The sequence below is a fragment of the Pseudomonas sp. ES4 genome, from assembly GCF_050586665.1.
GTDB lineage: Bacteria > Pseudomonadota > Gammaproteobacteria > Pseudomonadales > Pseudomonadaceae > Aquipseudomonas > Aquipseudomonas frederiksbergensis.
On the sequence record NZ_JBOBDO010000009.1, the window covers coordinates 100,116 to 112,452 of the forward strand.

At 59.8% G+C, this 12,337-nt stretch carries 9 protein-coding genes and 2 tRNA genes; 1 reads left to right on the forward strand and 10 read right to left on the reverse strand.

All coding sequences use genetic code 11. The annotated features are described in order from the left end of the window. Positions 1 to 69: 69 nt before the first annotated feature. The 5 genes from ACQ4OB_RS12835 to rimO all read right to left on the reverse strand — a co-directional run bounded on the left by ACQ4OB_RS12835 (position 70) and on the right by rimO (position 4,442). Positions 70 to 840 (reverse strand): SDR family oxidoreductase, encoded by a 771-nt coding sequence (locus ACQ4OB_RS12835; protein WP_074874075.1) that lies wholly within the window; start codon positions 838 to 840, stop codon positions 70 to 72. A gap of 216 nt (positions 841 to 1,056) precedes the next feature. Next, the gene (locus ACQ4OB_RS12840; protein WP_074874076.1) at positions 1,057 to 1,527 is read right to left on the reverse strand and encodes a DUF1456 family protein; all 471 of its coding nucleotides are present in this window, start codon (positions 1,525 to 1,527) and stop codon (positions 1,057 to 1,059) included. Positions 1,528 to 1,602: 75 nt separating this feature from the next. Further along, entirely contained in the window at positions 1,603 to 2,313 is a 711-nt protein-coding gene (locus ACQ4OB_RS12845; protein ID WP_076029946.1) for an rRNA pseudouridine synthase, read from the reverse strand. Between the two features lie 205 nt (positions 2,314 to 2,518). Beyond that, positions 2,519 to 2,992 carry a GNAT family N-acetyltransferase gene (locus ACQ4OB_RS12850; protein WP_430955782.1) on the reverse strand — a complete coding sequence of 158 codons (474 nt, stop codon included), beginning with the start codon at positions 2,990 to 2,992 and terminating at the stop codon, positions 2,519 to 2,521. Positions 2,993 to 3,104: 112 nt separating this feature from the next. Continuing rightward, positions 3,105 to 4,442 (reverse strand): 30S ribosomal protein S12 methylthiotransferase RimO, encoded by a 1,338-nt coding sequence (gene rimO, locus ACQ4OB_RS12855; protein ID WP_010462684.1) that lies wholly within the window; start codon positions 4,440 to 4,442, stop codon positions 3,105 to 3,107. Between the two features lie 289 nt (positions 4,443 to 4,731). Between rimO and ACQ4OB_RS12860 the strand changes: the two genes are divergently transcribed. After that, entirely contained in the window at positions 4,732 to 6,633 is a 1,902-nt protein-coding gene (locus tag ACQ4OB_RS12860; RefSeq protein WP_430955783.1) for a potassium transporter Kup, read from the forward strand. A 115-nt stretch (positions 6,634 to 6,748) separates the two neighbouring features. On the opposite strand, the gene ACQ4OB_RS12865 is transcribed toward ACQ4OB_RS12860, so the two are convergent. The 5 genes from ACQ4OB_RS12865 to ACQ4OB_RS12885 form a co-directional block, all read right to left on the reverse strand. Continuing rightward, positions 6,749 to 7,057, reverse strand: a complete 309-nt coding sequence (locus ACQ4OB_RS12865) for a DUF3077 domain-containing protein (RefSeq protein WP_430955784.1) — start codon at positions 7,055 to 7,057, stop codon at positions 6,749 to 6,751. Between the two features lie 641 nt (positions 7,058 to 7,698). Then, on the reverse strand, positions 7,699 to 8,994 hold the full coding sequence (locus tag ACQ4OB_RS12870) for a virulence factor family protein (RefSeq protein WP_102615619.1): 1,296 nt from the start codon (positions 8,992 to 8,994) through the stop codon (positions 7,699 to 7,701). Beyond that, entirely contained in the window at positions 8,994 to 11,636 is a 2,643-nt protein-coding gene (gene mprF / locus ACQ4OB_RS12875; RefSeq protein WP_074874083.1) for a bifunctional lysylphosphatidylglycerol flippase/synthetase MprF, read from the reverse strand. Before mprF ends, ACQ4OB_RS12870 begins: the two co-directional genes overlap by 1 nt. A gap of 256 nt (positions 11,637 to 11,892) precedes the next feature. Further along, positions 11,893 to 11,969 (reverse strand) — tRNA-Met (locus ACQ4OB_RS12880). 196 nt (positions 11,970 to 12,165) lie between these two features. Then, positions 12,166 to 12,242, reverse strand: a tRNA-Met gene (locus tag ACQ4OB_RS12885). Positions 12,243 to 12,337 lie beyond the last annotated feature (95 nt).

Sequence of the window (12,337 nt, forward strand, 5' to 3'; positions counted from 1 at the left end):
GCCTCAACGGACGCTCTGCGTTCGGCTTTGGAAGGAACGCGGAGCGTGGGAACGATCATCAGGAGAAGGTCAGAGACTGAACCCACCATCCAACGGGATGATATTCCCGGTCATGTAAGCACCGGCCGTACTCGCCAGACTGATTGCCAGCGCCGCCATCTCTTCTTCCCGGCCCCAGCGTTTCATCGGAATCAACGCCGTGTCGTCGGCCAGCGCCTGCTCATCATTGCCGATGTGCTGAGTCATCTTGCTCGGAAAACGCCCCGGCGCGATGACGTTGACGTTGATGTGCTGGCTCACCAACTCACGCGCCAGAATCCGCGACAGTTGATGCAGGGCCGCTTTACTCGGCCCGTAGGCATAAGCCTGCTCGCCGAAGGACGAAATGCCCGCCACTGAACCGATATTGATAATTCGCGCCGGATTCGCTGCCGAACCGGCCTTGCGCAGCAGTGGCAAAAACTGCTGGATGCAGTTGAACACCGAGGTCACGTTCAGCTGCATGACCTTTTCCCAGCCCTTGACCGGGTAGCTCTCCAGCGGCGCGCCCCACGTGGTGCCGGCGTTGTTCACCAGAATATCCAGCTGACCGATCTGCTCGCCCAGTCGCGTAGCCAGTTGAAGTACGCCTTCTTCGGTGGCCAGGTTGGCCGCCATGCCGTGGCAACGACCGAATGCGCTCAGCTCATCAGCCGTTTGCTGACAGGCTTCGGCATCCCGGGCGCAGACGTACACGGTGGCACCGGCCTCGACATAGGCCTTGGCGATCATTTTGCCGATACCACGGGTGCCGCCGGTCACCAGGGCGGTGCGGCCTTGCAGGGAAAAGTACGGGTGCATGGCGAATCCTGAGAGCTGAGGGTCATTACACCCTAGTCGTCAGCCGCCGGAAGCGGAGCCACTATTATTGCGAGGAATGAGCGGCCATATAGCCCTGTAGGAGCTGTCGAGTGCAACGAGGCTGCGATCTTTTGATGTTGCTTTTAAAAGCGAAGATCAAAAGATCGCAGCCTCGTTGCACTCGACAGCTCCTACAGGTCAGATCTGCTTCACACGTTACTGCGGGCGCACGCGCAGGGTCAGGCCCTTGAGGAAGTTGCGCAGCAACTGGTCGCCACACGGGCGGTAGTTGGTGTGGCCGAACTTGCGGAACAGCGCGCTCAGCTCAGGCTTGGACACCGGGAACTCGGAGGCCTTGAGGATGGCGTGCATGTCATCTTCTTTCAATTCGAAAGCCACACGCAGTTTCTTCAGGATGATGTTGTTGGTCACTGGCACTTCGATCGGCTGTGGCGGACGGCTTTCGTCTTTGCCGCGCTTGAAGGTCACCAGGCCGTCGAGGAAGTGCGCCATGACTTCATCCGGGCAGCGTACGAAGCCTTCCTCGTCTTCCTCTTTCTTGTCGAGGTACGTCACCAGGTCTTCCAGGGCCACGTCCATGCCGCCGAGCTTGATGATCTCGATGACTTTCTTGTCGCTGATGTCGAGCATGTAGCGCACGCTGCGCAGTACGTCGTTATGAATCATGGTGTGCAATCCTGATATTCAGCAGTGGGCGCCGCGTAAACAGCGGCGCCAAAATGTGTGGCGGCGTGAAAAGTCTTAGAACTTCTCTTTGCCGGACAGGTAACGCCATTGCCCCAACGGCACTTTGCCGATGGACACGCCGCCAATGCGGATGCGGCGGATGGCGACAACCTTCAGGCCTACAGCCTGGCAGAACAGGGCGATGACGCCCGGTTGTGGGTTCTTCATCGCAAAACGCAGGCGGTTTTCGTTCTGCCAGCTGGCTTTGACCGGCGGCAGTTCCTTGCCCTTGTAAGTCAGGCCGTGGTTCAGGCGGTTGAGGCCGTGAGCCACCATGTCGCCTTCAACTTCGACCACATACTCTTGCTCGATCTTGGCGGAATCGGCAGTGAGTTTGCGCAGGATCTTCCAGTCCTGGGTGAACACCAACAGACCGCTGGCGTTGGCCTGCAGGTCGGTGCTGGCGGTCAGGCGCAGGAAGTGGCCCTTGAGCGGGCGTTTGCCGTAGCGGTGTTCTTCGCTCAGGGTCTCGGCGCTGATGGTTGCCATGGCCGTTTCCGCATCCATGCCCGCAGGGACGTTGAACAGGATGGTCACCGGCTCCGGCGCAGTGGCCTTGGCTTCCGGGTCGAGCTCGACTTTCTGGTTCTCGACCTTGAACTGCGGCTCGTCGATGACTTCGCCGTCCACGGTGACCCAGCCGCCCTCGATGAACAGCTCAGCCTCCCGACGGGAACAGCCGACGAGTTCGATGAGGCGTTTGGAGAGACGAATCGGGTCAGTCATGACAGGGCCGTAACAAAAAAGGGGTGGGCATTGTACCTGCTGGGCGCCGGTTAATCCCGGCTCCATTTGCCGCATGTGCTTTTAATGTGGGAGTGAGCCGGCTCCGGGCGGCGTTCCGACGATAGCGGTAGTTCAGTCAATTTATCTGTTGAATGACACACCGCTATCGCGAGCAGGCTCACTCCCACAGTTGTTCTGTGTTGTGTCAGCCACTGCGTGTCTTTTGTTGCGCCTGACGCAAACGCATGTGCAGCAACGGATAAGGCTGCCCCATGCCATCGACTTCCGAACGGCCAATCACCTCGAAGCCCTGCTTGAAGTAGAACCCCAGCGCTTGCGGGTTCTGTTCGTTGACGTCCAGTTCATCGGCATTCAGGTGTTCCATCGCATAGCGTAGCAACTGCTTGCCCAAGCCCTGACCACGGTGAGCCGGATCGATGAAGAGCATTTCGATCTTGCCCGCCGCGACCCCGGCGAACCCGGTGATGCGCTGGCGCGGGTCTTTGGTGCAGATCAGCATCACCGCATCGAGGTAGCGGGTCAGCACCAGGTTCTTCAGCAATTTGATGTAGCTGTCCGGCAGAAAGTCATGGGTGGCACGCACCGAGGCCTCCCAGACCTGAGTGAGTTCTTCGTAGTCGCTCTGTTTCGGCGTGTGGATGACCGAATGTTGGCGCATGGCCGGCTGCCCCTTTTCCTGTGAGTGTCGAGAATCCTTTCCTCACAAAACGATAGACGTAAAAAAGCCCCGCATCTCGTCAAGAGAGCGGGGCTTTTCGTATTTTTTGCGTTTAGATCTGTTCAGCCCACAGGTCGTATTCGTCGGCGTCGGTCACTTTGCACCAGACTTTATCGCCTGGTTTCAGGTTGCTGCCGTTGTCGATGAATACGTTGCCGTCGATTTCCGGAGCATCGAAGAAGCAGCGGCCGACCGCGCCTTGCTCGTCGACTTCATCGACCAGCACTTCGATTTCACGGCCGACGCGCATTTGCAGGCGTGCCGAGCTGATCGCTTGTTGGTGCGCCATGAAGCGGTCCCAGCGGTCTTGCTTGACGTCGTCCGGCACGATGGCCGCGTCCAGCAGGTTGGCCGGTGCGCCTTCGACCGGCGAATACTGGAAGCAGCCGACGCGATCGAGTTGCGCTTCGGTCAGCCAGTTCAGCAGGTACTGGAAGTCTTCTTCGGTTTCGCCGGGGAAGCCGACGATGAAGGTCGAACGGATGATCAGGTCCGGGCAGATTTCGCGCCAGTTCTTGATGCGGGCCAGGGTCTTGTCTTCGAAGGCCGGGCGTTTCATCGCTTTCAGGACTTTCGGGCTGGCGTGCTGGAACGGGATGTCCAGGTACGGCAGGATTTTCCCGGCGGCCATCAGCGGAATCAGCTCGTCGACGTGCGGATACGGGTAAACATAGTGCAGACGAACCCAGACACCGAGGGTGCTCAGGGCTTCGCAGAGTTCGGTCATGCGGGTTTTCACCGGCGCGCCGTTCCAGAAACCGGTGCGGTATTTCACGTCGACGCCGTAGGCGCTGGTGTCTTGCGAGATCACCAACAGCTCTTTGACGCCGGCCTTGACCAGGCGCTGAGCTTCGTCGAGCACGTCACCGACTGGACGACTGACCAGTTTGCCGCGCATCGACGGGATGATGCAGAAGCTGCAGCTGTGGTTGCAGCCTTCGGAAATCTTCAGGTAGGCGTAGTGGCGCGGGGTCAGCTTGATGCCTTGCGGCGGCACCAGGTCGATCAGCGGGTTGTGATCCTGGCGCGGCGGCACGGCGTCGTGCACGGCGTTGACCACCTGCTCGTACTGCTGCGGACCGGTCACGGCCAATACGCTTGGGTGCACCTTGCGAATGTTGCCTTCTTCGACGCCCATGCAGCCGGTCACGATGACCTTGCCGTTTTCCTTGATGGCTTCGCCGATCACTTCCAGGGATTCAGCCTTGGCCGAATCGATGAAGCCGCAAGTGTTGACCACCACGACATCGGCGTCCTCGTAAGTGGACACAACGTCATAGCCTTCCATGCGCAGCTGGGTAAGGATGCGCTCGGAGTCGACCAGTGCTTTGGGGCAACCCAGGGATACGAAGCCAACTTTTGGATTGGCCGGCGCAGGAGTGGTGGACATGTCTAACCTCGGTATTTGTGACGCCTCCAGCCGAAGACGGCAAGGCGACAGACGGACGCTATCTTGCGTCTCTGGTCAAAAAGTGCGCAATTCTAGCGATGAGAGACGCACTTGACCAGCTTTATGCAGGGAAATACGACGAGTGCTGCGCTATGCTTCGCGCCTTTAAGCTTTACCGATTTTTTACAGTCAATGAAACGTCTGTAACGCGATGTAAAACAGCGCATGCTGCACGGCAAAGCATAGTGCTTCTTATAAGAAGTCCGGGTCTGAGTAGTAGGAGTGTTGGATGGGGCAGGCAAGTAGTCAGGCGGCGGGCGCTGAGCATTCGGCGGCAAAACCGATCGGCATGCTGGTCGCGGCGGTCGGTGTGGTTTATGGCGATATCGGCACGAGCCCGCTGTACACCCTTAAAGAAGTGTTTTCCGGTGGCTACGGCGTGCCGGTCAACCATGACGGCGTGTTGGGTATCCTGGCGCTGATCTTCTGGTCGCTGATCTGGGTCGTGTCGATCAAGTACATGATGTTCGTGCTGCGCGCCGACAACCAGGGCGAAGGCGGGATCATGGCCTTGACCGCTTTGGCGCGACGGGCCGCAGCGGGGCATCCGAAGTTGCGCAGTTTGCTGGTGGTCTGCGGGCTGATCGGCGCGGCGCTGTTCTACGGCGACAGCATGATCACCCCGGCGATTTCCGTGCTCTCGGCGATTGAAGGCCTGGGACTGGCTTTCGAGGGCATCGACCATTGGGTGGTGCCATTGTCGCTGATCGTGCTGGTGGCGCTGTTCCTGATTCAGAGCCACGGTACCGCGCGGATTGGCATTTTGTTCGGGCCGATCATGGTCACCTGGTTTGTGGTGCTTGGGGCGCTGGGTGTCTACGGCATTCTGCAGCACCCGGAAGTGTTGCAAGCGATGAACCCGGTATGGGCCGTGCGCTTCTTCATCGTTCACCCGGGCATGGGCGTAGCGATCCTCGGCGCGGTGGTGCTGGCGTTGACCGGTGCTGAAGCACTGTACGCCGACATGGGCCACTTCGGCCGCAAGCCGATCGCTCGCGCATGGTTCATCCTGGTGCTGCCAGCACTGGTGCTGAACTACTTCGGCCAAGGCGCGTTGCTGCTCGGTGACCCGGAAGCCGCGCGCAACCCGTTCTACCTGTTGGCCCCGAGCTGGGCGCTGATTCCGTTGGTGGGGTTGTCGACCCTGGCGACAGTGATTGCTTCTCAGGCGGTGATTTCCGGCGCGTTCTCCCTGACGCGCCAGGCGATTCAGCTCGGCTACATACCACGCATGCACATCCGGCACACCTCCAGTGCCGAGCAAGGCCAGATCTACATTGGCGCGGTGAACTGGGCGCTGATGGTCGGCGTCATCCTGTTGGTGCTGGGCTTCGAGTCCTCTGGCGCGCTGGCTTCGGCTTACGGCGTGGCCGTAACGGGCACCATGCTGATGACCACCATCCTGGTGTCGGCGGTGATATTGCTGCTGTGGAAATGGCCTCCGGTGCTCGCGGTTCCGCTGTTGCTCGGCTTCCTCCTGGTAGACGGTCTGTACTTCGCTGCCAACGTGCCGAAAATCATTCAGGGCGGGGCATTCCCGGTGATCGCCGGTATCGCATTGTTTGTGCTGATGACCACCTGGAAACGTGGCAAGCAATTGCTGGTCGATCGTCTCGATGAGGGTGGCTTGCCGCTGCCGATCTTCATCAGCAGCATCGCCGTGCAACCGCCGCATCGCGTCCAGGGCACTGCGGTGTTCCTGACCGCGCGCCCGGACGCCGTGCCTCACGCGCTGTTGCACAACCTGCTGCATAACCAGGTGTTGCACGAGCAAGTGGTGCTGCTGACGGTGGTGTACGAAGACATCCCGCGGGTGCCGGCATCTCGGCGTTTCGAGGTCGATTCCTACGGCGAGGGTTTCTTCCGGGTGATCCTGCACTTTGGCTTCGTCGACGAGCCGGACGTGCCGCAAGCGCTGAAGCTGTGTCATCTCGATGACCTGGATTTCAGCCCGATGCGCACCACCTACTTCCTCAGCCGCGAGACGGTCATCGCCTCCAAACTCGAAGGCATGGCCCGCTGGCGTGAGGCGTTGTTCGCCTTCATGTTGCAGAACGCCAACGGCAACTTGCGCTTCTTCAATTTGCCGCTGAACCGGGTGATTGAACTGGGGACGCAGGTAGAGATGTAAGCCGCAACAAAAAGCCCCCGTTGCCATTGTGGTTGCGGGGGCTTTTTTGTGTCTCATCTGAAGGCAATGAAGACCCCTTGTGGGAGCGGGCTTGGTCCGGGCGGCGTTCAGGCAGCTATTTTTTAGATTCGGCTTTTGTCCGGGCAGGTGGCGGCGTCAGTACCTTCACCGCATCATCAATCACTGCCTTGCTCATTGCCGTCAGGTAATGCGCGGCCCAGGCGTGTCGGTCGGTGTCACGGGCGTAGGCAGCATCTTTAGTCAGCTCCTTGGCAAGGAACAGAAAATCAGAAGCCATGGCTAGCGCATCGCCGAGGGGGATGTCTCCACTGACACGGAACAGTGGCCGGTTCGAGCAGTAGATGAAGGGGGTGAGGCCGATGGTTTTCAGTTCTGAAGGTGTGGACTGATCTGTTTTGCTCATTGTTTCGCTCCTTAAAACGAGGAGCTGCCGCATTCGTTACCACACGAATGGGTGGCAGCTGTACGCAGGGTGGTAAACCGGGGGAGCAAAGAAACCGGCAGACCCGAAGGTCTCCCACGCACAGCCGCCATAACACGGGATTACAGACGTAAAAACGCACGAAATCGTGATGGGAGCGGTGTTGCACTTTGCCTAACCGGGTTACCACACCCGATCGCTGAATGGTCAGCGACGTCCGGAGAGTATCCCGTCGAAGAAAAGCGCAACAAGGCATCAAAGTGCCCAAACGCAAGATTCGGAGTTTGCCTACAAGGTCCGCGGGCGTCATCTGATATTGCGAGATCTTTTAGTAAACGAAACTAAACATTGATCAGGCCAAGGCAGTTAGTCACGACGATATGCGGGCACGGTACGCCAAGCTCGCGGGCGGTAGACGCATCCGCACAGGCGATACGTAGATCCTGTGGGAGCGGGCTTGCCCGCGATGACGGCGGCAGATTCAACATCGATGTGGCAGACATACCGCCATCGCGGGCAAGCCCGCTCCCACAGGGACCTGCGGTGCGGGTTAAATTGCGTACCTATGAAAAAGCCCCCGCAACCTCAAGGCTGCGGGGGCTTTTTCGTAGGCGGGACTCAGATCACTCCTGAGCCGCCGTCTCCTTCGCTTGACGCTTCTCGATCACATCCACCAACCGCTTCGCCAGCGCCGGGTAGTTCTCGTCGAAGTGATGACCGCCAGGCAGTTTCATCGCTTCGCCCACGGCGGTCTTGTCGGTACAGCCGCTCTCGTCGACTTCCTCTTCACCGTAGATGCACACCACTTTTTCCGGCGGCAGCTTGGCCATTTCCGGGCCGGTGGCGGCTTCTTTGCCGGCGTTGCCGAGCCAGCCTTCGACTTCGATTTCGAAGCTGCCGGTGCGGGCGAAAGCCAGCAGGATAATTGCGTCGACCCGTTGCTGCTCCGATGGCTCCAGGCGGTTGTAGATCGCCGGCAGGACGTCGGCGCCGAACGAGTAACCGGTCAGGATGAAGCGCTTGGTGCCCCATTTCTGCCGGTAGTGCTGCATCAGCTCGGTGAGGTCCAGGGCGCTTTGCTCCGGACTCTTGTGTTGCCAGTAGTAACGCAGGGTGTCGATGCCGACGACCGGGTAGCCGATCTTCGCCATCTCGCCCGCTACGTCACGGTCAAGGTCGCGCCAGCCGCCGTCACCGGACAGGAACAGGGTCACAGTGTCCTTGGCTTGGCCGGCGGGCACTTCGACGACCGGGATCTGCAGGCCGCCAGCGGCTTTATCGCCGCCAACGAGGATCTTGCGCAGTTCGTTGTTCAGCACTTGCGGCAGGTTGATGTCGTAGTCGCTGATGCTGGTTTCGGCGTTGGCTTGGTCGCGCACGAAGCCGGCGCTGGTGTCGTCCGGGTTGTCGTTCCAGGCCACCAGCCAATGCCCGTGAGGGGCGCTTTTCGGTAGCAGGTGGGTGCAGCCTGGTTTTTCCAGGGCCAGGTCCACCGAGACGGCTTGAGCCTTGTCGTCCTTCTGCTCGGACAACCAGCGCCACGCCAGCACGGCGCCAGGGCCGATGCCGCTGACCAGGGTCGCCGGGCCCTTGAGTTCTCTGAGGGCCGATTGCAGGGCGCGACTTTGCAGCAAGCAGTCTTGGGGCAGGATCACCTGGACAATCTGCGCCGAACCGGTGCGGCTCAGGGTCATCAACTGTTTGTTGCTGAGCTTCTGGTCTTCATTGACCGCCACCAGCACCTGGGCGCGTGGCGTGTTGCCGGGAATGACACGGGTCATCGCGGCGCCATCGGCCGGCGTCAGTAGTTCGAGGGTCGGTTCGGGTGCCGGGCGTTTCAGGTACCAGTAACCGCCACCGAGAATCAGGGCCAGCACTACCAGTGTGGCCAGGACGTACCGCAAGGAGCGTTGAATCATCAGCGTTTCACCAATCCAGTCAAGCCGCCTGCAATCAGGGCGGCAGTGTCGGCCAAGGCAACCAGCGGATCGAGTCCGGCGGGCACGGCCATATAACGGGGTTCCCAGTCAGGCTGGAATTTGTCTTTGAAACGGCGCAAGCCTTGGAAGTTGTAGAGCTGCTCACCACGGCGGAAAACCATCGAGCCCAGACGCTGGGTCAGTGGGGCACCACGACGGGGTTGCAACCCCGACAACGGCACCATGCCCAGGCTGAAGCGCGCGTATCCATGATTTTTATAATGTTGAATCAGGCCGACCATCATGAACTCCATGGTCAGCTTGGGCGCGTCCGGATGCGCGCGCATCAGGTCAAGGCTGGCCAGGTCATGACCATAAGTCTCGAGCAGGTTGGCGAATGCCACCGGACGTCCTTCGAAACGAATCACCGCGATGCGGAAATGCTTGAGGTAGTCATCGCTGAAACGGCCGAGGGAGAAGCCTTTCTCGCGCACGTTCTTGCCGGTCAGCCAGGCATCGGAAATCACCTTGAGTTCTTCCATCGGCGCTTGCCCCGGTTCAAAGATCTCCAGCGACAGGCCATCGCGAGTGCCGCGGTTCCAGGTGTAGCGCAGGTCTTTCATCTCTTTGCCTTTGGCCTCGAGATCAAAGCGATGCAGATCGACCCGGGCTTCTTCGCCGAGCTTGATCGCGGTCAGGCCGATGTCCATGTAATACGGCAGGTTCTCGGCGCGCACTTGATAGAACACAGGGCGGGCGTGGTGGAGGTCGCAAAGGTCGCGGAACTGCCAGATCATTTCCGCCCGTTGCTGGGTCGGGCCGATCGGGTCATACAAGGCCACCAGGCTGCGACCACGGCGGGCGTACATCAGGAACGCTTCATCGTTGGGGTGAAACAGCAGCGCCTTGTCACCGGTCAGGGCGAGGCCGCCATCCGGTTGTGCGGAAGCCATCAGGATCTTTACCGCGCGGTCCAGCTCATCGGCTGTTGGCAGATGGATCACCGGGCGCGCGGTGCGCAGCAGCCAGGTCAGGGACACCACCACCAGCAACACCGCGGCGCCAAGCAGCGAACGCAAGCCACGCGGGGCATCGGCGTCGAGGGTGAACTGCCACCAGAGCTGATGGCTGTACGGGACGTCCTGATAGGCGAACAGCAACAGCCAGATCGATGCACCGAGTACGCACAGGCTCGCCACCAGGTACAGCGGCGAAAACGGCACCTCGGTCAGACGGCTGGGGCGATAGAACGAGCTGCGGAAAACGCCTAGCAAACTCGCCGTCAGCGTCAGCAAGCAGGCTTCTTCCCAATCGAAGCCTTTGAGCAACGAGAGCAGGGCGCCGACCAGCAACAAAATGGTGGTCAGCATCCAGGCGGCCGACAGTCGGCGGCGCAGCCCTTGAGCCAGCAGCAAGCAAAGCACGCCGATCAGGCTGGCACCGAAGTGCGAGGCGTCGACCAGTCGATGCGGGATCAGAAAACCGATGTGTTCCAGGCGTGTATCGATTTCCGGGGTAACGCCGGAGAACAGCAGCACCACGCCGGACAGAAAGACCAGCACCGCCAGAATCGGCGCGGCCAGGCCGGACGCCACCCTTAAGGATTGACGCGATTGAAACAGACGCTGCCCTTCGTTGATCAGCAGCAATACGCAGGCCACCAATAACGGCAGCACCACGTAGATCAGGCGATAGAGCAGAAGCGCGGCAGCGAGTGGCGCGGCGCCGAGTGTGTTGGAGAAGGCGGCCAGCAGGATTGCTTCGAACACCCCGACCCCGCCGGGAACGTGGCTTAGCACGCCCGCAGCCAAGGCCAGCAGGTACACCAGCACGAATGCGCCGAAGGGCGGCGCTTCTGGCAGCAACAGATAGAGCACGGTGGCCGCAGCGGCCACGTCCAGCGCCGTGATGATCAGTTGCAGGAATGTCAGGCGTCGGCCCGGCAGGCGCACAGTGCGGCGTCCTACCTTGACCAGCAAATTGTCCGGGTAAGGCTGTTCTGGCAGGCGGCGACGGTAGATGCCGATGGCCAGTACGCTGAAGAGCAGCAAAACGGCTACGGCGATGGCACCCAGCAACGTCTCGGACAGACCCAGGGCGGCAGAAGCGCCAGGCAGATTGCTGAGGGTGGCGAGGGCGGCTAGTGGGGGCAGGGCGCAGCCGAGCGAAAGGCTGGCGAACAACGTCATGCGAGCGACTTCAGAAGCGCCGAGGCCGTGACGTGCATATAAACGATAGCGAACCGAACCCCCGGAGAGCATCGAAAGGCCGATGGCATTGCCGATGGCAAAAGCGGTGAACCCGCCCAGGGCCAGGATTCGCGGCGCCAGTGTCACGCCTGCATAGCGGCTGGCCGACCATTCATAGCCCAGCAGAATGATGAAACCGACCACCGTCGCGCCCAGCGCGCCCAATAATGCCGGTTTCGGAACATCGAGAATCGAATCGTGCAGAGCGTACAGATCGAGTTCGCTCAGCAGGTGGCGGCAGGCAATCAGCGCGATAGCGAACAACAGCAAAGTGACTGCCAGGCCGATGGGCTGGCGGTATTTGCTGATTCGATCAAGCAAGCGCAGACGCTCGGCCTTGATCGGTTGTGTCGCTGTGACGGTGTCTTGTGAATCAGACGAGTTGGCGCGCATCAATCACCTCTTGGATTGTGCGCGACAGGATGGGGGTATCCAGCCAAGTTACCAATCCCTGTAGAAAAAAATAATCACAAATATTAACGCCTCTCACCGACCATCGACGAGGGTGCGTCATCAGTCGTAGAGGGTTCTGTCTGCCGCGCTGGGGGATCCCGAACGGCTCGCTTCACAGTGGCAGATCATTGTTGCGAAAGGACTTTTTCAACAGATACAAAAAAGGCCACTCTTTCGAGTAGCCTTTTTTGATGTTTGGTTGCGGGAGCCGGATTTGAACCGACGACCTTCGGGTTATGAGCCCGACGAGCTACCAGACTGCTCCATCCCGCGTCTGTGTGGCGGCATTCTACAGGCGAACGCCTGAGTGTCAACCGTTAATCCTGAATCGGGTCAAATAAGCGTAACTGAGCGGCGAACGGTGGTGATGGAGAGTTAAGTTTCGGAATCAGAACGATTTCTCAATTATTGTTTACAAAAGAGGCGCGCACAAAAAAGGCCACTCTTTCGAGTAGCCTTTTTTGATGTTTGGTTGCGGGAGCCGGATTTGAACCGACGACCTTCGGGTTATGAGCCCGACGAGCTACCAGACTGCTCCATCCCGCGTCTGTGTGGCGGCATTCTACAGGCGAATGCCGGCGTGTCTATCTTTAATCCTGAATCGGCTCAAATAAGCGTAAATGAGCGGCGAACGGTCGTGG

Coding starts and splice junctions, on each gene's coding strand:
- ACQ4OB_RS12835 (WP_074874075.1), bottom strand. CDS start 840: ATGCACCCGTACTTTTCCCTGCAAGGCCGCACCGCCCTGGTGACCGGC.
- ACQ4OB_RS12840 (WP_074874076.1), bottom strand. CDS start 1,527: ATGATTCATAACGACGTACTGCGCAGCGTGCGCTACATGCTCGACATC.
- ACQ4OB_RS12845 (WP_076029946.1), bottom strand. CDS start 2,313: ATGACTGACCCGATTCGTCTCTCCAAACGCCTCATCGAACTCGTCGGC.
- ACQ4OB_RS12850 (WP_430955782.1), bottom strand. CDS start 2,992: ATGCGCCAACATTCGGTCATCCACACGCCGAAACAGAGCGACTACGAA.
- rimO (WP_010462684.1), bottom strand. CDS start 4,442: ATGTCCACCACTCCTGCGCCGGCCAATCCAAAAGTTGGCTTCGTATCC.
- ACQ4OB_RS12860 (WP_430955783.1), top strand. CDS start 4,732: ATGGGGCAGGCAAGTAGTCAGGCGGCGGGCGCTGAGCATTCGGCGGCA.
- ACQ4OB_RS12865 (WP_430955784.1), bottom strand. CDS start 7,057: ATGAGCAAAACAGATCAGTCCACACCTTCAGAACTGAAAACCATCGGC.
- ACQ4OB_RS12870 (WP_102615619.1), bottom strand. CDS start 8,994: ATGATTCAACGCTCCTTGCGGTACGTCCTGGCCACACTGGTAGTGCTG.
- mprF (WP_074874083.1), bottom strand. CDS start 11,636: ATGCGCGCCAACTCGTCTGATTCACAAGACACCGTCACAGCGACACAA.